The sequence below is a fragment of the Bacillus cereus group sp. BfR-BA-01453 genome, from assembly GCF_022662915.1.
Lineage (GTDB): Bacteria > Bacillota > Bacilli > Bacillales > Bacillaceae_G > Bacillus_A > Bacillus_A paranthracis.
Genome location: NZ_JAKUEN010000010.1, coordinates 77,173 through 101,401, shown reverse-complemented (window position 1 = coordinate 101,401; position 24,229 = coordinate 77,173). Strand labels below are relative to the sequence as shown.

Here is a 24,229-nt window from a genome sequence, read left to right as displayed (position 1 = left end):
ACAAATATAAAAGAAAAAGCAATCAATTGTACATTGATTGCTTATAGTAAAGGAGAAATGAGCCTCATAAAAGACTCTAATATTCGTTTTTTGATACTTCTTTTTTGGAAAGCGTTCCATTTAATTTCAGTGGAATGCTTAAAGTCTTCTTCAAAATCACGTTTAATATCATGAACAGTTTCTGATTCATACAGTACGCTAATAATTTCATAATTCAATTCAAAGCTTCGTACATCCATATTTGCTGTTCCGATTGTTGCAATTTTATCATCAACAAGTACAAGTTTTGCATGCATAAAGCCATCTTTATAACTATAAATGGAGGCACCAGCTTTTAAAAGTGGAGTGAAGTAGGACTGGGATGCTTGATCACTAATAATACTATCACTTTTACCAGGATATAAAATGCGTACATCTATGCCAGATATTGCACTTAAACGTAATAATGTTAAAGTTTCTTGATCTGGAATAAAATATGGTGTAGCAATCCAAATAGATTTTTTTGCAGAACCCATAATAGCTAATAACGTATTACGAATGCTCTTATCATCTGAGCTTGGCCCGCTCGCTACAATTTGCACGGCACCTTTTGCACTTGAAATTTCTTTACCTGGGAAGTATTGTCTATTCATAAATTGATCCCAAGAATAGGTTTTCAAACCACTAGATGCATAGAGCCAGTCCTCTAGAAAAATTGCTTGTAATTTATATAACGCTTTTCCTTCGATTTTTAAATGACTATCACGCCAAACGGGAAACTTTTTTGAACGGCCAAGATATTCATCACCGACGTTAAGTCCTCCAGTAAAACCGATTTCTCCATCTACAATGACGATTTTACGGTGGTTACGATAATTGACGGTTTCAAGTAACCAAGCTGAAAAAATAGGATCAAATTCAACAATTTCAATCCCAGCTTCTTTCATAGGTTTTAAAAAGCGTCTTCTTAACGTATTACTTCCTAATCCATCATAAAGGAAGCGTACAATAACACCAGCTTTTGCTTTGTTTATTAAAGCATCCCGGACTTTTGTACCAATCTCATCAGATTTATAAATATAGTATTGAATATGTATATGATGTTTTGCTTGCTCGATAGCTTGCAAAATTGCTGAAAATGTTTGAGCTCCGTTTGTTAAAAGTTTTGTAGTTGTTCTATCTGCGGCAGGCCCGCCTCCAAATTTTTGTACAACTTCTGTTAAATGGGTAGAGCGTTCATTTAATGGGACTTTGAGTGATAACTCTAGTCGTCTTCCTTCTAATATTTCACGGAATAATTTTCTTTGTTCTTCTGAACGATGGAGATGCTTTTTTCTTCTCCAACGGCTACGCCCGAAAATAGAGTATAAAAGTACACCTACAACGGGAAGAAGTGCTAATACTAAAAACCATGCTAAGGTGCTTTGTGGAGATCTATTTTCGATAAAAATAACGAAAGATATTCCTATGATTGTAAGAGACCATAATACACCGAAAAAGGTATATAGTGAGAGGATAGACGTATCTAAAAGTAAGAGTACGATAGATACAATTATAAATATCAATAATAATTGAACGATAGGCTTCTTCATTGCTATAAAATTCCTCTAATCTTTCTTAAATATAGACTTCTCATATAAGAATGTACAATCCGACATTCTTATTATAAAGTGTTTTGTTTTTTTTACAAAATATAGACATTTTCCCCATGCTTTCCGCATTTGTCCTACATATAGTATATTGTTACGTTATTAGCTCGCTATTTGCTGGTTAATAAACAGTGTAGGAGGGAGAAAATCCTTGCCCCTTATATAGGAAAGGGGATAACCATATTACATGGATTCTTCCTATTATATAGGTTACCAACAAGGTCCGTACTATTCATACAATATCTATTAAGATGAGAAAATGGAAAAGGAGCGGGGAAACATGAATTATATAGAAAATAACGGATTGTATTATCGTAATCATCATCATGGAGGGCACAATTATAACGGTGGGCATCACCACCATGGAGGACACAATCACCATGATCATCACCACCATCACGGAGGTGGATGGGGCTGGGGTGGCGGCTCATGGGGCGGTGGATTTTTTCCTGGAAGTTTTGCTGGAGGTGTTTTAGGGGGACTTACAGCTGGCGCGTTAACGGGTGCAGCAGGTGGAGGCTACTATCCAGCACCGTATCCAGTAACTTATCCAGCGCCATACCCAACGCCATATCCGGGTTATCAGCAAATAACTTATCCATATTAAACTAAAAAAAGAGGCTTTCCTCTTTTTTTAGTTTAATAAAGTATTTATGAAATATTTCCAAAAAAATGGTGAAAATATGTTAATATTTTGTTATTGTAATTTTAAAACATATATACTAATTTTAATTTTTATATTCTTATTTAGGAATAGTTGTATAGTGTGCTCAAATGTCTATTTCGCTAGTAAAGTAAAAAGGTTAGATGTAAGTAGAATTAGTAGGAAACTAGGATTGTATAGAGCTAGTTATAAAGGTATGTAAAAGAATGAAGAGGTTATAATAAGGTAAGTTAAGTATAGCGATAAGAAACAACTATTTATAATCGAAACGGTATTATATTGCTTTTTATTACAAATAATATTATGTTATTTTAATCGACATATTTCAAAATGTGATTTATGTAAAGGACGATTATTAGGAAATGAAATATCTCTATTTCTATAAAAAGAAACAAGTTATGTTTTAGTCAGATAGGAAGCAAGGAGAGATGCGCATGCTAGAACAAAGAGGTCATGCATTATATGAATCTTCATTGCGAGATTTAAAGTTAGCGTTAGATGAGTCTTCAATTGTTGCGATTACAGACCGAAAGGGTCTTATTACATATGTAAATGATAAGTTTTGTGAAATATCCAAATATACACGGGAAGAGTTAATAGGGAAAGATCATCGTATTTTAAATTCAGGACATCATCCGAAAACATTTTTTCAAATGCTATGGAAGCGTATTTTGAGCGGAAAAGTATGGAGAGGTGAGATTCGAAATCAAGCAAAAGATGGTACATATTATTGGGTTAAAACAACAATTGTTCCATTTTTAAATGAAAAAGGAGAGCCATATCAATTTATTGCGATCCGAAATGATATTAGTAGTAGGAAAGAAGCAGAACAGAGGTTACGGTTAAGCGAAAGTCGTTATAGGGAGCTTGCGTATCATGATGCTTTAACGAGTTTGCCGAACCGACTACAGTTAATAACGACTGTCAACGAGATGATTGCAGGCAAAAAAGAATTTGGTATGATTTATTTTGATTTGGATCGTTTTAAATTTGTAAATGACACGTTAGGCCATATGATAGGGGATTTACTTTTAAGCGAAGTTGCTTCACGGTTGCATTATGTGCTAGGAGAGAAAGATGTTCTGGCTAGGCTGGGGGGCGACGAATTTGTGCTGTTAACAAAAAATCATACGCAAGATGAAATGAGGCAGCTGGCGACATCTGTGTTGTCGTGTTTTCAGGCACCATTCATGCTTGAAGGGCATGAAGTATACATTTCAGCTAGTCTAGGACTTTGCTCATATCCGCAAGACGGACAAGATGTGGAAACGCTATTGAAAAATTCGGATTTAGCTATGTACAGTGCGAAAGAACAAGGCAGAAATGCCGCATGTTTCTTTACAGATGAGTTACGTGCGAAAATAAATCGTAGAATGAAAATTGAATTTGCTTTGCAAAAGGCAATTCGTGATGAAGAGTTAGATGTGGCACTGCAGCCTATTATTGATTTGAAAACGAAGAAATATACTGGTATTGAAGCTTTAGCGCGTTGTTCGACAGAAGAAGGACCTATTTCACCAGGCGAATTTATCCCAGTAGCTGAAGAATCTGGACTTATTATAAAATTAGGAGACTGGGTATTAGAAAAGTCATGTCGCTTGTTTAAAACATTGCCAGAGTACGAAGAAGGACTAAAGTTATCTGTGAATTTATCCATACAACAATTAATGCAAAAGCGTTTTATTTTATCTGTACGTAGCATTTTAAGGAGAACTGGATTTCCACCGAATCGTTTAATTTTAGAAATAACGGAAAGCATTGCTGTTCGTCATTTTGATTATATTATTGCTACATTACAAGAATTAAGAAATATGGGTATTTTAATTGCTTTAGATGATTTCGGAACGGGTTATTCTTCCTTATATTATTTAAAACAACTACCGCTGGATATAGTAAAAATTGATCGTAATTTTATTCGTGAATTTCATTATGATCATGCACAGCCAGAGCGAACGATTGTAAAATCTGTTATTGAAATTGCCCATAGCTTACATTTAGCAGTAGTTGCTGAAGGGGTAGAGACAGTAGAGCAAGAAAGTTTATTACAATCTATGGGTTGTGATTATGTGCAAGGATTTTATTATGCGAAACCTTTATCTGTAGGAGAGTTAAAAGAAAAATTAACTACAGATTTCATATAAAAAAGAGAAGCGTAGCTTCTCTTTTTTAATTCATTTTTTGTGAGTTTTTCATTAGTATTGGATAGAGAATAAGACCTAATACGAACAATCCGATTCCTAAGAAGAACGTTTTTAAATCAGCAGTTCCCGTTTTGATAACCCAAATAGAATATATGAATGCTAATGTAGTAATGATGCCGTCCTTTATTCGAGAGCCAGGTATTATATCATACGTTTCTCCTGTAATAACTAATTTGAATTGGTACAGCGTAGAAACAAGGTATGGAATTAAATAAGCTAATGTTGCTACAACGATAGCGAAATTATAAGCTTCTGATACGGTACCAGAAATCGTTGAGAACAAGAAAATCTGCGTCATTACATTTGTAATCAATAATGATTTTGAAGGACTACCCTTTTTATTCGTTTTCGCGAAAAGCTTAGGGAAAAGTCCGTTCTTTGCAGCCTGGTAAGGTACTTCTGAACTAACAACAATCCAGCCCACTGTAGATCCAAATAAAGATACAAGTGCAAGTAGAGCCATGATATAGGCACCTTTATTGCCAATTGCTAAATTTAATGCGTCTACTAATGGTTTTTGAGACTCTTTTAAAGCATCTTGCGGGAGAGCGCCCATTGTAAGTAGAGTAATTGACATGTAAATAAGAAGAGCGATAATTAATCCAAAAATGGTAGCTTTTTTTACATCGCGCTGAGATTTTGCACGATTAGAAAGCATGACAGCCGATTCAATACCGATGAACGCCCAAAGTGTTGCAATAGCAGCTGAATTGATTTGTCCACCTAAAGAAATGGGTTGTCCTGCTTCATTCATAAATGTTTGCCCGTCTCCGAAATTAGAGGCGTTGAAAATGAATAATGTGATTACAATAAACATTGTAAATCCAATAATTTTTGCAATAGTAGCAAGAAGATTCATATTTCCAGCACGATCAATATTTTGAGAAAGAATATATTGAATTCCCCATAACATAAGGCTACATACGAGGAACGTTAATCCTTTTCCAAGTTCTAGTGAAAATCCGTTCGTTGAAAAGAGAATTTGCTTACTTTGTAAAACTGGAAAGAATGTTGATAAATATCCAGTAAAGGAAATAATAACAGATGCTGTTGCAGCCCAGTTCGCAGCCCAATATCCCCATGCCATACTATAGCCTGCAACTTTACCCGCTTTTTTTGAAGGGAACATCGCTTGAGCGTAACTTTGTGGCCCCGCTTTTAATTCTGGTTTTCGGATTGCTAAATTTCCAAATACGAGTGCAATCATAAATACGCCAAGTCCTGTAATACTCCATGCAAGTGTAGAACCCATTGGACCTGATACTTGTGCTAAATTTGCTGGGAGCATAAATACGCCACCGCCAACCATATTCCCGATAACAAAAGCTGTTAAAACCCATAATCCCCATTTTTTCGTTTCCATTTTTGTTAACTCCTTTGTAGTAAGATTTGCTTAAACATCATTTTTTACTAGCTTTTTGGCAATAAAAAAGAGCCATGTAGATAAAAAATACCTACATGGCTCTTCGCCTAACGTAGGTACAACGGGAATAACCCTTGTACCTACGCGTAATTTTTCCGCTAGGTTTCAAGGGTTACGTATGATGATGATGTTTTTGTGCAAATGTAACTACAATTGTTGTATAAGTAAGCATAGTTCTTTGCTCCCTTTCTCCTCTGATTTTGAAGTTAGTATACTACATGTTTTTTTGAATGAAAAGAAAAATATAAAAATTTTTATAAAAATACGTTTTAGAGATTAAATATTTACCTTTATTTTTCCTATACTGGAAAATAAGTGAGAGATTGGCAGAAGAGTGTAGCATGGTATAATACATATAGAATTAGAAGGTGACAAGGGGCTATTGTAGATGATGAGCAAGTATGAACAAATTTATACAGAAATCAGTAAGTCTATTGATAATAAACAATTAAAAGAGGGATGCAAAATCCCATCAGAAACTGAATTAATGAAACAGTATGAGGCAAGTCGAGGTACTGTAAGAAAAGCAGTGGATTTATTACAAGAGCGTGGATATGTTCAAAAGATACATGGAAAAGGTGTTTTTGTTTTAAAGCGAAAAAACATTGAATTCAACTTTGGTGGCATTGTAAGTTTCCAAGAAGAAAATGAACGTTTAGGACGCCATTGTATTACAGAAGTCGTGGAAATGGAGAAAGTAAAAGCGACAAAAGAGGTTGCAAAGCTATTAAATGTGAAAGAGAAAACAGAAATAGATCATATTAAACGCGTACGGAATATTGATGGAGAAAAAGTAATTTTGGATATTAATCATTTTGTATCGGAATATATTCCTGGATTAACGAGTGAAATTGCAGCGCAGTCCATTTATAAATACATTGAGAAAGAACTAGGTCTTCATATTAGTTATTCGCAGAGAGTAATTGAAGTACAGCCATGTACAGAGGACGATAGAAAGTATTTAGATTTAAATGGAACAGACTATGTTGTTGTCGTGAAAAACTTTACGCATTTTTATGATGGAAGTCAGTTCGAATATACAGAATCCCGCCACCGCTTAGATATTTTTCATTTTTCAGATGTGGCGCGGAGAAAATAAGGAGATGGAACGTAATAACGTTTCATCTCTTTTTTTATAAAAAAATCGCAAACTCGTATATACGAGTGTTGACTAACTTATATATACGAGTTAATATGTAATTGTAAACGGTATCAAAAAAAGAAAAGAGGGACGGGAATATGGGGAAAGACTATCGTAAAACAGCAGAGGAAGTGTTGCAGTATATTGGTGGGAAAGACAATATTGAACAAGCTGCACACTGTGTAACGAGACTCCGTATCGCTTTAAAAGATGAAAGTAAAATAGATAACGATAAATTACAATCTGTTTCATTAGTGAAGGGAGCGTTCCATAACGCTGGGGTATTTCAAATTGTAATCGGTCCAGGAGATGTTGATCGAGTATATGCTGAATTGATAACGCTTGCAGGTATGAAGGAAGCGACAGTAGCTGATGTAAAAGATTCTGGAAACCAAAAGTTAAATCCAGCTCAAAAGTTTGTAAAAGTATTTTCAGATGTATTTATGCCGATATTACCAGCAATCGTAACAGCTGGTTTACTAATGGGAATTAACAACCTATTAGGGGCGAAGGACTTATTTTTTGAAGGTAAAAATTTATTAGATGTGTATCCAAACTTAGGCGGGCTTTGGGATTTAATTAATATGATGGCCAATACAGCATTCGTATTCTTACCAGCACTTGTCGGTTGGTCAGCAACAAAACGCTTTGGTGGTAGTCCGATATTAGGGATTGTTATGGGATTAATGCTTGTGCATCCAGCATTATTAAACGCGTGGGATTACGGAAAAGCAGCAACTGGTTTAGATGGACAAAAGATTGAGTACTTCGATATTTTAGGATTATTTCAAATTGAAAAAGTAGGGTATCAAGGTCAAATCTTGCCGGTCTTAGTAGCAGCATTTGTATTAAGTAAAGTAGAAATCTTTTTAAAGAAACATGTACCAAATGCAATTCAATTATTAGTTGTACCAATTACAACAATCGTTGTGACAGGTGTATTAGCATTAGGAATTATCGGTCCGGTTACACGTCATATTGGAGATTTATTAACAGTAGGATTAGTAGGTGTATATGAAACAGTACCAGTAGTTGGAGCAGTATTGTTTGGAGCATTATATGCACCGCTTGTCATTACAGGTATGCATCATATGTTTATTGCTATCGATTTACAATTAATTGCGCAGCACGGTGGTACATTCATTTGGCCAATGATTGCCCTTTCTAACATTGCGCAAGGTAGTGCGGCACTTGCGATGTTCTGGATTTCTAAAAATCAAAATGATAAAAGCATGGCATCTACATCAGCAATCTCAGCATATTTCGGTATTACAGAACCAGCTATGTTTGGTGTAAACTTACGAAATAAATTCCCGTTCTATGCAGCGATTATAGGATCTGCTGTGGCGGCGATATTCATTACATTAAATGGTGTATTAGCACCTGCTATCGGAATTGGCGGATTACCAGCATTTATTTCTATCATTCCGAAATCGATTCCGATGTTTATTGTCGGAATGGTTATCGCAGTTGTCATCCCATTCACGTTAACGTGGTTATTTGCAAAACGAGTAAAACAGAAGTAGGAGGAAGTTAAACATGAAGGATTGGCATAAAAGTGTAGTTTATCAAATTTATCCGAAGAGCTTTAATAGCTATTACAATAAAGAAACCGGTGACATAAAAGGGGTTACAGAGAAACTAGATTATTTAAAAGAACTCGGAGTAGATTATATTTGGTTAACACCGATATACCAATCACCACAAAATGATAATGGATACGATGTAAGTGATTACTACAGCATTGATCCATCTTACGGGACAATGGAAGAGTTTGAAGAGCTTTTAGAAGAAGCAAAGGCACGTAACATTGAAATTATGCTCGATATCGTTGTAAATCATAGTTCGACGGAGCATAAGTGGTTTAAGGAAGCGAAGGAAGATAAAAATAGTCCATATCGTAATTACTATATTTGGCGTGATGAAAAGAACAATTGGCAATCTAAGTTTGGCGGGTCTGCTTGGAAATATGATGAGAAGACAGAGCAATATTTTTTACATCTATTTGATGAGACGCAAGCTGATTTAAATTGGGAAAATGAAAAACTTCGTGAAGAAGTGTATGAAATGATGCGCTTTTGGCTTGATAAAGGGGTAACTGGATTCCGATTAGATGTTATTAATTTAATTTCAAAAGATCAACAATTCTTAAATGATGATGGAAGTACGGCAACAAGCGATGGACGTAAATATTATACAGATGGCCCGCGTGTTCATGAATATTTACAAGAAATGAACCGAAATGTTTTTGAAGGGAAAGAGGTAATTACAGTTGGAGAAATGTCATCTACGACAATTGATAATTGTATTAAATATTCAAACCCTGAGCGTAATGAATTAAGTATGACGTTTAGTTTCCATCATTTAAAAGTAGATTATCCGAATGGTGATAAGTGGACGAAAGCGAATTTTGATTTCATTAAATTAAAAGAGATTATGTCTAATTGGCAAATTGAAATGCAAAAGGGCGGGGGATGGAATGCATTGTTCTGGTGTAATCATGACCAACCTCGTATTGTATCACGCTTCGGTAATGATGGAAAGTATAGAAATGAATCTGCAAAAATGTTAGCGACAGCTATGCATATGTTGCAGGGGACACCTTACATTTATCAAGGCGAAGAAATCGGTATGACAAATCCTAAATTCGAATCCATTGAGCAATATCGCGATGTGGAATCGTTAAATATATACGATATCAAGCGAGAAGAAGGACTATCAAAAGAAGAGATTATCGGGATTTTAAAACAAAAATCTCGTGACAACTCCCGTACGCCGATGCAGTGGAATGAAGAGATAAACAGTGGCTTTACAACAAGTACACCTTGGATTTCAGTGGCTGAAAACTTTAAAGAAATAAATGTAGAGAAGGCACTAGAAGATAAAGAGTCTGTATTTTATCATTATAAAAAACTAATCCAACTTAGAAAAACGTATGATGTAATTACAGAAGGAGAATATGCTATTTTAGATGAAAACCATCCTAACATTTGGGCATATACTCGCATTACAGAGAGTGAAGTGCTGCTTGTTATTAATAACTTCTATGGAGAAGAAATAACGTATTCAGTACCAGCGCACGTTCGATTAAATGGAATGAAACAAGAAGTACTACTTTCGAATTATAAGGATTGCAGCAAGGATATTGCAAAACTTAACTTAAGACCATATGAATCAATTGTATATCGATATACGAAATAAAAAGGTTGTATGCCTGCGTGGCATACAACCTTTTTACTTTAAGACACCACTATACAAAATATTTACGTCTACTTCTGGTTTAAACTTTACTTTTGCATAATCTTTATTCCAATTTTTTTTCTTCCATAAGTCAGGATGATAAGCGATAAGATGTCTTCCGATTCCGAAAGCATCACAATTTGCCTTTTGTAAATTTTTCGTTATTTTTTTAGCTTCTTTCGTAAGCTGTTTAGACAGTTCTTTATTTAGTTTTTTTCTTTCATCCATTTTGTAAAGATTATCTCTCGGAGCTTCAAGTGCTATAACTTTTAATTGAAGCTTAATGTGAGCATAAACATTTCCTTTTTTATCTGTTGTTATTTTCAAGTCTCGTTTTAACTTTCGATTGCTAATTTCCATTGTTAAATAATCAGATGTCTTTTCGGATTCATCGCTAGTAAGTTTTTGGGTTATACGGGCACTTGTTCCCATTTTTCCGGTTAATAACACGAATAAAACAGATTGTTTCAAAGGTAAATGCCCAGTTAATTTATCATTGTTAAATAAAGCTAACCCGTTTGTAACTACTTCTTTTCCTTTTATTTTTATAGAAGGGAGGGTAAAGTCTTTACCGGGATCTAACATTTTTGTAGCAGCTGTTTCTAAAGTTTCTTTTGGAAATACACTCATATCTTCTAAGCTTTTCACTTTTTTCTTTAAAAAATCTCCAATTAATAAATTTCCTACTTTCTTTTTTTCGAGTACCTCGGACGTTTCACCATCTACTGCAATAAGCTTTACTAAGGCAGTTGGGTTTGTTGGGTCCCGAAAGCTGACATCTAAATAAGGTAGTACCCCTTTTTTTAGAATTTTGGTTCCTAGTAATTGAACACCATATTTGAAATAACGAATGTTCCCGGTTACATTTTTTTTCAGTGCATCGCTCGTATCCCTTATGTTATGCCCGGTTGCTGAATGTATTTCATTCTCGAATGAAGATTGTTCTCCGTTTGAACTTTTTACGAGCTCGATTGTTTGTTGAAGTTTATTCTCTTCCGTAATATCAGATCCAATACTATAAGCTAACCTTGCCTCCCTTAATGGTTCTTGATCCCAACAGCCAGAAAGGAGGGAACTCGTACATAATATAAAAAGTAATTTAACTCTTTTTTGGAACATATTGTTCTCCTTTCTTCTTTCTTATTACTGAATAAAGTAGAAATAAAAGAGGGAGGACAACGATGAAAATATAGGTGAACTTATCAGTGAAAGTAGAAATTACTTTTAATTCTTCAGGTGTATCTATAAATAAGGCTACGCTAAAAGCAATAATACCAACGATTGGAACAGCTTTTTTATGATTAGCAAGGTTGAATATGTGTCCGATGCCGATAGAAGCAGCACAATAATAACTAGCAATAGAGGCAGCAACAGTTATCATCCAAATTGGTATGAAGATTAGGTCCGTTCGGTCTATAATTCCAATATGCAAGGAGCGTAATAAGTAAGCAACTGGCTCTGGAATAAGCTCAACTTGTTTTGGACTAAATACGATAAAGCAAATCCAAACGGTAAAAGTATAAAAAAGTGTTACAAATCCATTAGCGATAGAAATGGCCTTCAGTTTTGCCACAGAACTCCCGTTTACTTTTGGAAAGGCAATAAGAATAATTTCAAACCCATACATGGCTGTAATTGTTTCTTTCGATGCTTGAATAATATTCCACCACCCAGCCTCTGTAAGTGGGAAAATATAAGAAAAATCAGCTCGGGAAAACCCTAGGGCAATTAACAGGGCCATTGGAATAATGAGAATAGAGGCCATAACATAAAATCGTACGATGACTTTAAATGTATTATAAGCGACATAACAACAAGCTACTGTGCATAATATGAGAATTGCAGACCACGGAGTCGCTTGTAAAACCCATACTTTAATGACATTACAAGCATTTAACATAACCGTCATACCAATAAGGATAAAATAAAAAACATAAGCAAAACCTAATAGTTTTCCAAACTTATTACCAAATAGCATACAAACACTTTCATACATATTTGCATCAGGAAATCTTTTTAAGAAAAGCCACATCAGTAAAATAATAAGTTGAATTGCAAGACCAGCGATAAGAGCAGAAATCCATCCACCACCTTTTGCTATTAGGTGAAGACGGTTCGGTAGAGAAAGTATGCCCACTCCGATTTGGCATTGAATAACGAAAAAGGTAAATTGAACTAGCGAGATTTTACTTTGCGTGTTTGTCACCGTCCTCATCCTCTCTCGTTACATGTTGGCGTTGCATTTTTTTCGGCTTTGGATCATGTGGTCTTTCCCAAAATGACCAAATTGGTAGTCTTACGAAAGAATCTTTCATATCTTTTATCCGCATCGGGGCAACAGGAGAAAGATATGGTGTATGAAATGAATGTAGCTGACATAAATGAACGAAAGTTATAATGAGGCCAAATGATATTCCTAAATATCCGAATATAGCAGCAAGAATCATTAATGGAAAACGGAGAATTCGAACTGCTGAGCTCATATCATTTGATGGAACGAGAAAAGATGAAATTGCAGTTAAAGCTACAACGATAATCATTGTGTAAGAAACAAGGCCAGCTTTTACAATTGCATCACCAATTACTAAACCACCTACAATACCGATTGTTTGTCCCACTCGGCTCGGCAAGCGAATACCAGCTTCTCGTAATAATTCAAAGATTAATTCCATTAAGAGAGCTTCAAAAATAGGAGGAAGCGGTACTTTCTCTAATGAAGCTTTAATTGTATATACAAGTTCAAGCGGCAACACATCCGGATGAAAAGCGACAGTTGCAATATATAAAGCTGGCAAGAGAAAGGCAATTAAAAAACTTACTAAGCGAATCATTCGGACGAAAGAACCGACAATCCAGCGGTTATTATAATCATCTGGTGATTGATAAAAAGCGAATAACGTAACAGGTACGATGAGCGCTGTTGGATCTCCGTCAGATAAAATGGCAACCCGTCCTTCCATTAAATTAGCAGCGGTCCTATCTGGACGCTCTGTATTTAATTGCTGCGGAAATGGCGAGAAGGACGTATCCTCTATAAATTCTTGTATGTATCCTGGAGGCATAAGTGCATCTGTCTTAATTTTTTCTAACCTTCTTTTCACTTCTGCAACTAGATCGTCATTGGCTATATTTTGCATATAAGCAATTGCCACTTTCGTGTGCATCTCTTCACCGATTGTAAAATACTTAACAACTAAATTTGGACTCTTAATGAGTTTACGAATAGAGGTTAAATTTGTTGCTAGATCCTCTACAAAACCAGTATGTGGACCGCGCACAATTCCTTCATTATCAGGCTCTGCTATATCTCTCTTTAAAGATAAAGCTGTTTCGAAAATACAAAAACTATTGACATGTTCATGAAAATATAAGGTTTTACCTTGTAATAAAACCTGTACTCCATAATTTAAATTCGTTTCTTTTTTCATATTTAACGTAGAAAAAGCTTTATCTAAAGATAAATCCGACCGCGTTAATAATGGCTCAAGAGCTAATTGATGAATTAAATTTGGATCTGCTAAAGATTCAATATATATGATCGTTCCTTTTCCGTTTTGAAAAGGGACATCTAATTTTTTTATATCATCTGAGTGGCAGAGCTTATTTTCAATGTAATTCATATTTTCCGGAAGTGATGGAAACATATGCTTTTGGTTTTTACTCTCTTGCTGTTCTTTTTGCTCTGTCATAAATTCCACCTCTTTTAGAATAAAGTTACTTCTGTTAATTTTTGCTTTTTGTGAGAATTTTATGCTTGGGTTATATGAGAAAACAAATTCTATTTTATCGGCTATGATTGCCCACGCATTATTCAATTTCATAGCAGTACTTTTAACATTTGTGTCGAATTAAGAAGATATATAGGAGGGATACATATGGAAATAGCTGTAGAACGTGTTTTTACGAAAGAGATTGTAAAAAGAGCAGTGAATTTGTTTCATGTAACAGTGGACGAAAAGCCGCTTGGAGATTTTGAGAATTATATTTTTAAGGCGAAGGGTGATAATGATGAAGATTACGTATTACGTTTAACACATTCTTCTCATCGCTCTAAACAAGAGGTAGAGGCTGAACTAGATTTTTTACGATATGTTGCGGAGAATGGGGCAAAGGTAGCAGGACCTCTTTATTCAACGTCTCAAAATCTCGTAGAAGAAATCATAGCAGAGGATGGGACTTTCTTTTTTGCTTCTTTATTTACATATGCAAAAGGTGAGCAAGTAAAAGGTGAAGAATCACCCTATTGGGGCGATATTTATTTTGAAGCATGGGGAAAAGCGATTGGTCAACTGCATCGTTTAACAATGAACTATCCTAAAACGAATCATCGTGATACATGGGAAGAAGATGAGAGTGGGATTGTTAATGAATTAGAAGATGATCAAGTGAAAAAGATTGCTATTGTATTAATGGATGAGATAAAGGCTCTTCCCATTGAAAAAGAAACGTTCGGCCTTATGCACGGTGATATTCATCCAGGTAATTTTCATTATGATGGAAAAGAACTAACAATCTTTGATTTTGATGATGCAACCTATAATTACTTTATTCATGATTTGGCAATGGTTCTTTATTACTCCGTCCTTTTTACACCTTGGACAGCGGAGGAGAAGACTACATTCGCTCGTAAACAGTTACAGGTATTAAGAAAAGGATATGAATATGAACATTGTCTCGCAGATAGTTGGTATGAATCGTTACCGTTATTTTTACGTTTACGCGATATAGGTTTATATGGCACGATCCAAAAGAAGTTTAAAGGGAAAGATATGCCAGATAATTTCCGAAAGTTATCAGAAGAGCTATACGAAAGAATTATAAAAAAAGAAGCAATTGTGAATATATAATACATTCTGTTCAAAACAAAGTATATAAAACAAATATATACTTTGTTTTTTTATACAAAAATATGTTTGTTTTATTAAAATAATATTGTCATAGATTCGGTATACACTTATAATTTTTATATATTCTGAATATTCTTGATAAAAAGGAGGGGGAATATTGGAAGCTTTCGTAAATTGGTTAAATAATATTGTTTGGAGTCCAGCACTTGTTTATTTATGTTTAGGAGCAGGTTTATATTTTTCTATTCGAACGAGGTTTTTACAAGTAAGGCACGTAGGAGAAATGGTGAAGCTGACATTTCAAGGAGAAAAATCAGAGGCTGGTGTTTCTTCATTCCAAGCGTTAGCACTTTCATTATCAGGGCGCGTTGGGACAGGGAATATCGCTGGGGTAGCTACAGCGGTTGCCTTCGGTGGACCAGGGGCTGTATTTTGGATGTGGGCAGTAGCTTTTTTAGGAGCAGGATCAGCTTATGTAGAATCAACACTCGCGCAAATATATAAGACGAAACATCAAGGGCAGTTTCGTGGTGGACCTGCTTATTACATCGAAAAAGGTCTAGGAGTTAAATGGTATGCTTTAGTATTCGTTGCAGCGACAATTCTTGCAACTGGGCTTTTATTACCAGGTGTGCAAGCAAATAGTATTGCTGTAAGTTTAGAGACAGCTTTTGGAATTAACACTACATTATCAGGGGCTTTATTAGTTGTTGTATTAGCTCTTATCATCTTCGGTGGAGTAAAGCGAATTGTTAACGTTGCACAAGTTGTCGTACCGTTTATGGCTGTTGGGTATATTTTAGTAGCTTGCGTTATTGTTGCTATGAATATTGAAAAATTGCCAGAAGCATTTATGTTAATTATAAGAAGTGCATTTGCATTAGAAGCAGCATTTGGTGGTATTATCGGTTTAGCAATTTCTTGGGGAGTAAAACGTGGTATTTATTCTAATGAAGCAGGGCAAGGAACTGGGCCACATGCAGCGGCAGCAGCTGAAGTATCACATCCAGCTAAGCAAGGCTTAGTGCAAGCATTTTCCGTTTACATTGATACATTATTTGTTTGTTCAGCAACAGCATTTATGATGATTATTACAGGCATGTATAACGTATTTGATGCAAGCGGAAAAAACTTTATCGTAAATAAATTAAATGGTGCACAGCCAGGACCGGGATATACACAGGCAGCAGTAGAATCAGTTTTCCCTGGATTTGGAAACGGTTTCGTTGCAATCTCGTTACTATTCTTTGCATTTACAACAATTATGGCGTATTACTACATTGCAGAAACGAATATCGCGTACTTAAATCGTGATAAAGACCGTCCTTGGATGTCTATGGTATTAAAATTTGTATTTTTAGGAGCTGTATTCTACGGTTGTATAAAAACAGCAGCAACAGCTTGGGCTTTAGGTGATATCGGTGTAGGAATTATGGCGTGGGTAAATATCATTGCGATTTTACTGTTACAAAAACCTGCATTAGTCGCATTAAAGGATTATGAAAAGCAGAAAAAAGAAGGAAAAGATCCAGTATTCGATCCAGGGCCATTAGGCATTAAAAATGCTGATTTCTGGGAGCATGAATACAGAAAAGATAAGAAAGAAGAAGTATCTTAATAAAATAGAAATGAAAAAGCAAAGGGAAAATCCCTTTGCTTTTTTTATGGACAAAATGAGGCTGTAAGTTATTTTTTTGCCTATTTTTGAATATAAAAAGAATGTACATGCTTTGTTAGGGGAAGGGGGGAGTATGTTGATAGAGTTTCGTAACGTAAATAAATATTATGGCAACTTTCAAGTTTTAAAAGATATTAATGTGCAAGTGAAAAAAGGTGAAGTAGTAGTAGTTGTTGGGCCTTCAGGATCAGGAAAAAGCACGTTGCTTCGGTGTATAAATCAGCTAGAGTCAATTACAGATGGAGAGTTAATTGTACAAAATACAGAGGTACACAATGCGAAAACAGATATGAATGAATTACGCCGAAATATTGGAATGGTCTTTCAACATTTTTATTTATATCCACATAAAACTGTTCTTCAAAATATTACACTAGCACCTATTAAAGTAAATAAAATTTCAAAAGAGGAAGCTGAGAAAACGGCGATGTTTTATTTAGAGAAAGTAGGAATCCCTGAGAAGGCCAGTGTATATCCACATCAATTATCTGGTGGACAACAACAACGGGTGGCAATTGCTAGAGGACTTGCGATGCAGCCGGAAATTATGCTATTCGATGAGCCTACGTCTGCTCTTGATCCAGAGATGATCGGGGAAGTACTTGATGTTATGAAAACGCTAGCTAAAGAAGGGATGACGATGGTCGTTGTCACGCATGAAATGGGATTTGCACGGGAGGTAGCTGATCGGATTTTATTTATGGATGATGGCAAGATCATTGAGGATACAACACCGGCACAATTTTTTGCGAGCCCTGAACAAGAAAGAGCACGTTTATTTTTAAGTCGAGTGTTAAATCATTAAAGGAGGAATTTTATGCTTAAAATGAAAAAGTTGTTTACCTTAATTGTATTTTCATGTTTATTCGTACTTGTCGTTACTGGGTGCGGAAGTAAAAAAGATGAGGCAAAAGAAACGAATACGAAGCAAGGCGGGGCTGTTGAGCAAATTAAGAAGCGCGGGAAATTAATAGTTGGGGTGAAGAATGATACGAACTTATTTGGATTGAAAAACCCTTCAACAGGGCAAGTAGAAGGATTCGATGTTGATGTTGCAAAGGCGCTTGCGAAAAAAATTCTTGGTGATGAAAAGAAATTGGAGCTGAAGGAAGTAACGTCAAAAACACGTATTCCACTATTGAAAAACGGCGATATTGATGCAATTATCGCAACGATGACAATTACAGAAGAACGTAAAAAAGAAGTGGATTTTTCAGATGTATATTTTAAAGCAGGACAATCGTTACTTGTGAAAAAAGGGAGCGATATTAAGAGTATTGATGATGTGAAAAAGGGCGTGAAAGTGTTAGCTGTCAAAGGTTCAACGTCTACAAATAACATTCGCCAAAAATCACCGGAAGCGACTGTATTAGAATTTGAAAATTACAGTGAGGCATTTACGGCGTTAAAAGCAGGGAAAGGTGATGTGTTAACGACAGATAATGCAATTCTTTACGGCATGGCAAAACAAGATTCGAATTATGAAGTTGTAGGGAAAATTTTCACGGATGAGCCGTACGGAATTGCAGTTCAAAAAGGTGCAGATGATTTAACGAAAGAGATCAATAGCTTAATTAAAGACATGAAAGCAAGCGGAGAGTATGACAAATTATATGAGAAATGGATTGGGCAAAAACCAGAGAAGTAAAGTGATAAATAGTAAAAGTGAGAGGATGAGAGTACTCATCCTCTTCTTGTAAAGAAAGAGGGGAGAATATGTGCCTGATTTTTCTATATTAACGAATAACATTGATATGTATTTAGAAGGATTTAAATATACAGTGATGTCTAGTGTCATCGCATTAATAGGCAGTTTTATTTTAGGCATAATATTAGCGGTAATGCGTATTGCACCGATTCGCATTTTAAATTGGTTGGGAGCAACTTTTGTAGAATTTGTAAGAAATATTCCACTCGTATTAATTGCATTTATATTCTATTTCGCTTTACCTGTAGTAGGAATTACTTTAAATGGTTTTGTAGCAGGAACGGTTACCCTTACCGTATATACTGCAGCGTTTATTGCGGAAGTCATTCGCGCTGGTATTTTATCAGTCGCGAAAGGTCAGATGGAAGCAGCACGTTCTTCAGGATTGACGTATACGCAAGCAATGTACCATGTCGTTTTACCTCAAGCGATGAAAATCGTAATCCCTCCTCTAGGAAATCAATTTTTAAATTTAGTAAAAAACTCTTCCATACTCGGAATTATCGCTGGAGCTGATTTAATGTATCAAGGAGACTTAATTTCAACGAAGACATTTGTTACGTTCGATGTGTATATATTTGTCGGGATGTTTTATTTAATATTAACAATTCCGCTCAGTATGCTAGTGCGTTATTTAGAAAAACGCTTAGCAAAGGAGGCGGTGTAAATGGATTTTAAGGGAGCAATAACAGGTGATCATATTCTATTTTTATTAAAAGGATTACTTATAACGCTAGAGGTAGCACTCATAGCAATTGTACTTAGTTTTATTATTGGTAGTGTAATAGGGATATTGCGCTACATGAAAATCCCTATCGTCTCACAAATATTAGGAATTATCGTTGAAGTCATTCGAAACTTACCACTACTTTTAATTATATTTTTCACATATTTTGCACTTCCAGAAGCAGGCTTGAAATTAGAAATTATAACAGCTGTAATTGTTGCTTTAACAATATTTGAAGCAGCAATGATATCTGAAATTGTTCGAAGTGGTCTATTATCTATCGAAAAAGGGCAAATCGAAGCAGCGAGGTCTTCCGGATTAACGTATGTTCAAGCGCTGTGGCATATTATTTTGCCACAAGCATTAAGAAGAATGGTCCCGCCGCTTGTTAGTCAGTTTATTTCATTACTGAAAGATACGTCGCTCGCAGTTGCTATATCATTACCAGAGCTTATGCATAATGCTCAAATTATTAGCGGACAAAATGTAAATTATATGATTCCAACGTTTATAGTAGTAGCTTGTATGTACTTTATTGTAAACTATAGTTTATCAATTTTATCGAGAAGGTTAGAACTCCGTTGACTCTTACAATATATGTAAGGGTTTTTCCTTGTTTCTCCTTATTTTCCTCTAAATAGAATCTAAATCTTGCAATAATTCGATTTTTTATATTATTTTATCAGAAAAGTTTTAATTTTATATAGAAAATGTAATCGCTTTCGTGTATATTTTTATTATCAGAAAATTTTAACAAGATATAGGGGTATTTGTAGGGGGAGGATTTAGATGCAGCAACCAACGAATGAGAAATTACATCGTACGATGAAGAGTAGACATTTATTTATGATCGCACTAGGTGGTGTAATCGGGACTGGTTTTTTCTTAGGTTCAGGTTACACCATTAATCAGGCTGGACCAGGGGGAGCCATCCTTTCCTATTTAGTGGGCGGATTTATTATGTATTTAACAATGCTTTGTCTTGGAGAGTTAACGGTAGCGATGCCAGTTTCAGGTTCTTTCCAAAAGTATGCGACGAAGTTTATTGGACCAGGAACGGGCTTTATGATCGGCTGGCTATATTGGCTTGGTTGGGCAGTAACAGTAGGACTAGAATTAACGTCAATCGGTTTAATGATGAAAAGATGGTTTCCGAATGTTGATGTTTGGGTATGGTGTCTCGTATTCGGTGTTATTTTATATGCGTCAAACGCAATTTCGGCGAAAAGTTATGCTGAATTAGAATTTTGGTTTTCTAGTATTAAAGTAATTACAATTCTTGCATTTGTTGTTCTTGGTGGTAGTGCATTATTAGGGTTTATATCATATGACGGAAAAGAAGCAGCACCTCTATTTTCTAACTTTGTAAGCGATGGCGGATTATTCCCGAATGGACTAGCTGCCGTATTACTTACAATGATTACAGTGAACTTCTCGTTTCAAGGAACAGAGTTAATCGGGATTGCAGCGGGAGAAAGTGAAAATCCAGAAAAAACAATTCCACGCGCGATCCGTAATACAGTATGGCGCATTATGTTATTCTTCATTTTAACAATGACGATTTTAGTAGGATTAATTTCTTGGAAAGAAGCTGGCGTAATTGAAAGTCCGTTCGTAGTTGTATTTGATAAAATCGGTATTCCATATGCAGCTGATATTATGAACTTCGTTATTATTACAGCGTTACTATCTGTAGCGAATTCAGGGTTATATGCGGCAACTCGTATACTATGGTCACTTGCAAATGAAGGAATGGCACCAAAGTCTTTCCAAAAAGTAAATAAACGTGGTATTCCAATTACAGCGTTAGTTGTAACAATTGCTGTAGCTGCGTTATCTTTATTAACAAGCTTCCTTGCAGAAGATACAGTATACATGTACTTATTATCTATAGCTGGTTTATCAGCTGTTTCAAGTTGGATCATTATTGCCCTGTCGCAACTTCGCTTTAGAAGTCAGTATATAAAAGGCGGAGGAAAGTTAGAGGACTTAAAATATAGAACACCGTTATATCCAATTGTTCCTATTTTAGCTTTAATTACAAATAGTATCGTCGTTATTAGTTTAGCGTTTATTCCAGAACAAAGAATGGCGTTATATTGTGGTATTCCATTTATCATTTTCTGCTACATATATTATTATATAAATAAGAAACGGCAGAAACCGATGAAGGTGGAGACAACAAATGAAACTAACCATCAAACAAGATGATATTGAGGCAGACTTATCGTATGGTCAATTAGCGATTGGAAAAGAAAACGGATATTCACCATTACAATTACTCATTTCTTCTATCGCAGGATGTAGTGCAATTGTCTTTCGAACCATTTTAGAAAAGAAACGTATTCCATACGATACGTTTAAAATTGAAACGGAAATTGGTAGAAGTGAAGCTTTATCAAAACCAGTGGAAAGTGTTCATTTGCACTATAAAATTAAAGCACAAAACATTACAGAAGAGCAGTTGGATAAGGCACTGCAACTGGCAGTGAAAAATTGCACAATTGTTCAATCTGTAAAGGATAGTATAAAAGTTACGGAAACAATTGAGCTAATAAAGTAAAACAGAAAAACGTGAGAATACGGCTCTCACGTTTTTCTGTTTTAGAGAGAGGGGAAAGTATGATGGAATGTTTAGGATGTAAATTAGCAAATGAAGAGGAAAAAATATATAGAGTATATGAAGATGACTATGTAACATGTTTTTTAGATCATGAACCTTTCTATCCAGGTCATACTTTAATTGTGCCGAAGCGACATGTTATAGAAGTAGACGAATTGGATGATGTGGTAGCAAAATCAATTATGGATGCTTCTAAAATTATTGCAAAAGCGATTAAGTCATTATATAAACCTGACGGAGTTACGATTTGTCAAAATGGTGGAGTCTTTAATGAACTAACGCACTATCATATGCACGTTGTACCGAGATATAAAGAGCGTTCGTTTGCTGAGTTTTATACGGTGCAGCCAGGAGAACAGCAAAATCATAACTTTGAAGAGACAAAGAGTTTGTTAAAAGAAGCAATAGAGAAAATAATACATAGCGAAAAGGCGTAAGAGGGGTTTTCTTAAGGGGACAGTCAGGAAAATTCTAATATTAAAAAGCCAAATTTCTCAGTTAAAATAGAGAAATTTGGCTTTTCTTTATTCTATTATTTAATTTTATCTATTAAAGAATTCTGCAGTGTCACAAAGTATATCGCTCATTCGTTATATAGAATGAGAGGAGGTAATAACAGTAAATAAGAATCTATAAAAAACTATAAAAATTTACAATTACAGGTTTTGTGTTTTACATAATTTAACATATAATATTTTCAGGTGATGAAAAGGGGGAAAAGGATGAAAACAACACGTACTTGTAAAATCAATTCTATTACAAAAGAACAAACGGAAGATTTAATTACTTTGATCCGTACGTTCGAAAGTGCAAAACGATATAGTTTTAATCGTTTAATTGAGGGCGAAAACGAGAAAGAATTGATAAAAAAACTACAACCTAAATATTTGTTAAATAAACGTTTTTGTGAAGATGCGATTTTACAAGCGCAAACGATCCTTTTCTCTCAAAAAGAACTTCTTCCTGTTTACCTAGAAAACAATCAAAAAAAGTTAGAAAAGACGTTACAAAAAATAGATGATTATGAACGCAGCAAAAAAAGACCTAAACAAGTTTCATTAGAAACTTGTTTAATTGGTTTAAGAAAACGAAAACAAAAATTAGAACAAAAAATTGAAACGTATGCAAAACATATTAAAAATAAAACATTACCTCCTATTATTTTTGGTGGGCGGAAAAAATTCTATGAAAGAATGAAAAACAAGATATCCAATCAAGAATGGAAAGATTTGCGGACACGACAATTATATTCTCGCGGAGATAAAAGCAAAAAAGGGAATTTGAACATGCGCATTACAGTTGATGATTGTGGGCAAGGATGGTTAGAAATTGCAAATCCATTAGGACGAACAAATGGAAAAACAAAAAGCCCACGAATCAAAGTTCCGATTATCATTCCATATCCTTTTTATCATCAAATCACAAATGTCGTTATGGGAAAGCGAATCGGTGTAAATCCAAAAGGAAAACCGATTATAGAGCATCAAAAATATAGTGTAGAAATCATTCGTAAACAAAATGAATTTTATGTAAATATTACGTTTGATGAAACAGAAATAGGTCGTGTACTAGATTTCAAGGAAACACCACAATCAGATGTAATTGCAGGAATTGATGTAAATCCGGACCGCATTGCAGTTAGTTTATGTACAAAACAAGGTAATTTTAAAGGTTCAAAAATTTTTTATCTACACAATCTGAATACGTTTTCAACAAACAAACGCGCAACGATAATTGGACAAATCGCACAACAAATTAAAACATGGTTATTGGAAAACAATGTAGGTGGAATTGTTTTAGAAGATTTAAAGTTTCAACAATCTCATGATACTGATACATACAGTAATCGTAATTTCCATCAATTTACGTATAAAAAGATGTTGAACAGTTTAATTCGTATGGGTCTTCGTAACGGATTTTCTGTTAAAACAGTAAACCCCGCTTATACAAGTGTGATTGGAAAATTAAAATACAGTAAAAATTTCGGTATTAGCGTTCATGAAGCAGCCGCCTTCACGATTGCAAGACGTGGATTAGAATTGCAAGAACAAGTACCAAAAAAGATTATATTATTATTAAAAAACCAAATTACAACAAAACTGCGTATTCTTGTTGCTTCCATGGAAGAAAGTAAAAAGAATACGAAAAAAGTATATAAAAAATGGTTACAAACAATTCAAACGTGGAAGGAATATCACAATTGGAAATTGTGGAGCATTCTTCATAAAACTGTTTATATGAGCAATCAACAATTCGTATTTAAAATTTAAATGAGAAGGGGGGGACTGGTTTATTTCTTATAACCTCTTGCATACTACTGACTTGGATGAATGGTAGTATGCAAGGACA

General features: G+C 35.0%; 20 protein-coding genes and 1 pseudogene. 16 read left to right on the top strand and 5 right to left on the bottom strand.

Annotation, left to right across the window (positions count from 1 at the left end; genetic code table 11):
• Positions 1-41 precede the first annotated feature (41 nt).
• On the bottom strand, positions 42-1,571 hold the full coding sequence (locus MR070_RS19010; protein WP_242261807.1) for a cardiolipin synthase: 1,530 nt from the start codon (positions 1,569-1,571) through the stop codon (positions 42-44).
• A 337-nt stretch (positions 1,572-1,908) separates the two neighbouring features.
• Between MR070_RS19010 and MR070_RS19005 the strand changes: the two genes are divergently transcribed.
• Positions 1,909-2,235 (top strand): cobalt transporter, encoded by a 327-nt coding sequence (locus MR070_RS19005; protein WP_098668495.1) that lies wholly within the window; start codon positions 1,909-1,911, stop codon positions 2,233-2,235.
• 491 nt (positions 2,236-2,726) lie between these two features.
• Positions 2,727-4,433 carry a putative bifunctional diguanylate cyclase/phosphodiesterase gene (locus tag MR070_RS19000; RefSeq protein WP_242261806.1) on the top strand — a complete coding sequence of 569 codons (1,707 nt, stop codon included), beginning with the start codon at positions 2,727-2,729 and terminating at the stop codon, positions 4,431-4,433.
• Between the two features lie 25 nt (positions 4,434-4,458).
• Here the strand turns inward: MR070_RS19000 and MR070_RS18995 are convergent, their stop codons facing one another.
• Entirely contained in the window at positions 4,459-5,856 is a 1,398-nt protein-coding gene (locus MR070_RS18995) for an amino acid permease (RefSeq protein ID WP_242261805.1), read from the bottom strand.
• A gap of 448 nt (positions 5,857-6,304) precedes the next feature.
• On the opposite strand from MR070_RS18995, the gene treR reads away from it, so the two are divergent.
• From treR to treC, 3 genes are all read left to right on the top strand, one after another.
• Positions 6,305-7,015, top strand: a complete 711-nt coding sequence (gene treR / locus MR070_RS18990; protein ID WP_001976171.1) for a trehalose operon repressor — start codon at positions 6,305-6,307, stop codon at positions 7,013-7,015.
• 140 nt (positions 7,016-7,155) lie between these two features.
• On the top strand, positions 7,156-8,583 hold the full coding sequence (gene treP, locus MR070_RS18985; RefSeq protein WP_000513951.1) for a PTS system trehalose-specific EIIBC component: 1,428 nt from the start codon (positions 7,156-7,158) through the stop codon (positions 8,581-8,583).
• A gap of 13 nt (positions 8,584-8,596) precedes the next feature.
• On the top strand, positions 8,597-10,258 hold the full coding sequence (gene treC, locus MR070_RS18980; protein WP_000656117.1) for an alpha,alpha-phosphotrehalase: 1,662 nt from the start codon (positions 8,597-8,599) through the stop codon (positions 10,256-10,258).
• 33 nt (positions 10,259-10,291) lie between these two features.
• Here treC and gerKC read toward each other — a convergent pair whose 3' ends face one another.
• From gerKC to gerKA, 3 genes are read right to left on the bottom strand one after another with little or no spacing between them, the layout of a single operon-like run.
• On the bottom strand, positions 10,292-11,416 hold the full coding sequence (gerKC, locus tag MR070_RS18975; protein WP_242261804.1) for a spore germination protein GerKC: 1,125 nt from the start codon (positions 11,414-11,416) through the stop codon (positions 10,292-10,294).
• Positions 11,397-12,503, bottom strand: a complete 1,107-nt coding sequence (locus MR070_RS18970) for a GerAB/ArcD/ProY family transporter (RefSeq protein ID WP_242261803.1) — start codon at positions 12,501-12,503, stop codon at positions 11,397-11,399. The genes gerKC and MR070_RS18970 overlap by 20 nt, the downstream gene beginning before the upstream one ends.
• Entirely contained in the window at positions 12,484-13,986 is a 1,503-nt protein-coding gene (gerKA, locus tag MR070_RS18965) for a spore germination protein GerKA (RefSeq protein ID WP_242261802.1), read from the bottom strand. Before gerKA ends, MR070_RS18970 begins: the two co-directional genes overlap by 20 nt.
• A 70-nt stretch (positions 13,987-14,056) precedes the next feature.
• Between gerKA and MR070_RS18960 the strand changes: the two are divergent.
• From MR070_RS18960 to MR070_RS18910, 11 genes and pseudogenes are all read left to right on the top strand, one after another.
• A pseudogene (locus tag MR070_RS18960) lies at positions 14,057-14,149 on the top strand (CPBP family intramembrane glutamate endopeptidase); the annotation flags it as partial.
• 23 nt (positions 14,150-14,172) lie between these two features.
• Positions 14,173-15,144, top strand: coding sequence for a phosphotransferase enzyme family protein (locus MR070_RS18955; RefSeq protein ID WP_242261801.1), 972 nt, complete (start codon positions 14,173-14,175; stop codon positions 15,142-15,144).
• Between the two features lie 157 nt (positions 15,145-15,301).
• Positions 15,302-16,762 carry an alanine/glycine:cation symporter family protein gene (locus MR070_RS18950; RefSeq protein WP_242261800.1) on the top strand — a complete coding sequence of 487 codons (1,461 nt, stop codon included), beginning with the start codon at positions 15,302-15,304 and terminating at the stop codon, positions 16,760-16,762.
• Positions 16,763-16,898: 136 nt separating this feature from the next.
• On the top strand, positions 16,899-17,627 hold the full coding sequence (locus tag MR070_RS18945; RefSeq protein WP_074564835.1) for an amino acid ABC transporter ATP-binding protein: 729 nt from the start codon (positions 16,899-16,901) through the stop codon (positions 17,625-17,627).
• Between the two features lie 12 nt (positions 17,628-17,639).
• The gene (gene glnH, locus MR070_RS18940) at positions 17,640-18,470 is read left to right on the top strand and encodes a glutamine ABC transporter substrate-binding protein GlnH (RefSeq protein ID WP_044791373.1); all 831 of its coding nucleotides are present in this window, start codon (positions 17,640-17,642) and stop codon (positions 18,468-18,470) included.
• Between the two features lie 70 nt (positions 18,471-18,540).
• Positions 18,541-19,197 (top strand): amino acid ABC transporter permease, encoded by a 657-nt coding sequence (locus MR070_RS18935; RefSeq protein WP_001112662.1) that lies wholly within the window; start codon positions 18,541-18,543, stop codon positions 19,195-19,197.
• Complete coding sequence (locus MR070_RS18930; RefSeq protein WP_242261799.1) at positions 19,198-19,842, top strand: amino acid ABC transporter permease; 645 nt, start codon at positions 19,198-19,200, stop codon at positions 19,840-19,842. It abuts the gene before it with no gap.
• A gap of 204 nt (positions 19,843-20,046) precedes the next feature.
• On the top strand, positions 20,047-21,468 hold the full coding sequence (locus MR070_RS18925; protein WP_001187091.1) for an amino acid permease: 1,422 nt from the start codon (positions 20,047-20,049) through the stop codon (positions 21,466-21,468).
• Positions 21,443-21,820, top strand: coding sequence for an OsmC family protein (locus MR070_RS18920; RefSeq protein WP_242261798.1), 378 nt, complete (start codon positions 21,443-21,445; stop codon positions 21,818-21,820). Before MR070_RS18925 ends, MR070_RS18920 begins: the two co-directional genes overlap by 26 nt.
• 11 nt (positions 21,821-21,831) lie before the next feature.
• On the top strand, positions 21,832-22,317 hold the full coding sequence (locus tag MR070_RS18915) for an HIT family protein (RefSeq protein ID WP_242261797.1): 486 nt from the start codon (positions 21,832-21,834) through the stop codon (positions 22,315-22,317).
• 285 nt (positions 22,318-22,602) lie between these two features.
• Positions 22,603-24,150, top strand: a complete 1,548-nt coding sequence (locus tag MR070_RS18910) for an IS200/IS605 family accessory protein TnpB-related protein (RefSeq protein ID WP_242261796.1) — start codon at positions 22,603-22,605, stop codon at positions 24,148-24,150.
• Positions 24,151-24,229 lie beyond the last annotated feature (79 nt).

Coding starts and splice junctions, on each gene's coding strand:
- MR070_RS19010 (WP_242261807.1), bottom strand. CDS start 1,571: ATGAAGAAGCCTATCGTTCAATTATTATTGATATTTATAATTGTATCT.
- MR070_RS19005 (WP_098668495.1), top strand. CDS start 1,909: ATGAATTATATAGAAAATAACGGATTGTATTATCGTAATCATCATCAT.
- MR070_RS19000 (WP_242261806.1), top strand. CDS start 2,727: ATGCTAGAACAAAGAGGTCATGCATTATATGAATCTTCATTGCGAGAT.
- MR070_RS18995 (WP_242261805.1), bottom strand. CDS start 5,856: ATGGAAACGAAAAAATGGGGATTATGGGTTTTAACAGCTTTTGTTATC.
- treR (WP_001976171.1), top strand. CDS start 6,305: ATGATGAGCAAGTATGAACAAATTTATACAGAAATCAGTAAGTCTATT.
- treP (WP_000513951.1), top strand. CDS start 7,156: ATGGGGAAAGACTATCGTAAAACAGCAGAGGAAGTGTTGCAGTATATT.
- treC (WP_000656117.1), top strand. CDS start 8,597: ATGAAGGATTGGCATAAAAGTGTAGTTTATCAAATTTATCCGAAGAGC.
- gerKC (WP_242261804.1), bottom strand. CDS start 11,416: ATGTTCCAAAAAAGAGTTAAATTACTTTTTATATTATGTACGAGTTCC.
- gerKA (WP_242261802.1), bottom strand. CDS start 13,986: ATGACAGAGCAAAAAGAACAGCAAGAGAGTAAAAACCAAAAGCATATG.
- MR070_RS18955 (WP_242261801.1), top strand. CDS start 14,173: ATGGAAATAGCTGTAGAACGTGTTTTTACGAAAGAGATTGTAAAAAGA.
- glnH (WP_044791373.1), top strand. CDS start 17,640: ATGCTTAAAATGAAAAAGTTGTTTACCTTAATTGTATTTTCATGTTTA.
- MR070_RS18930 (WP_242261799.1), top strand. CDS start 19,198: ATGGATTTTAAGGGAGCAATAACAGGTGATCATATTCTATTTTTATTA.
- MR070_RS18925 (WP_001187091.1), top strand. CDS start 20,047: ATGCAGCAACCAACGAATGAGAAATTACATCGTACGATGAAGAGTAGA.
- MR070_RS18920 (WP_242261798.1), top strand. CDS start 21,443: ATGAAACTAACCATCAAACAAGATGATATTGAGGCAGACTTATCGTAT.
- MR070_RS18910 (WP_242261796.1), top strand. CDS start 22,603: ATGAAAACAACACGTACTTGTAAAATCAATTCTATTACAAAAGAACAA.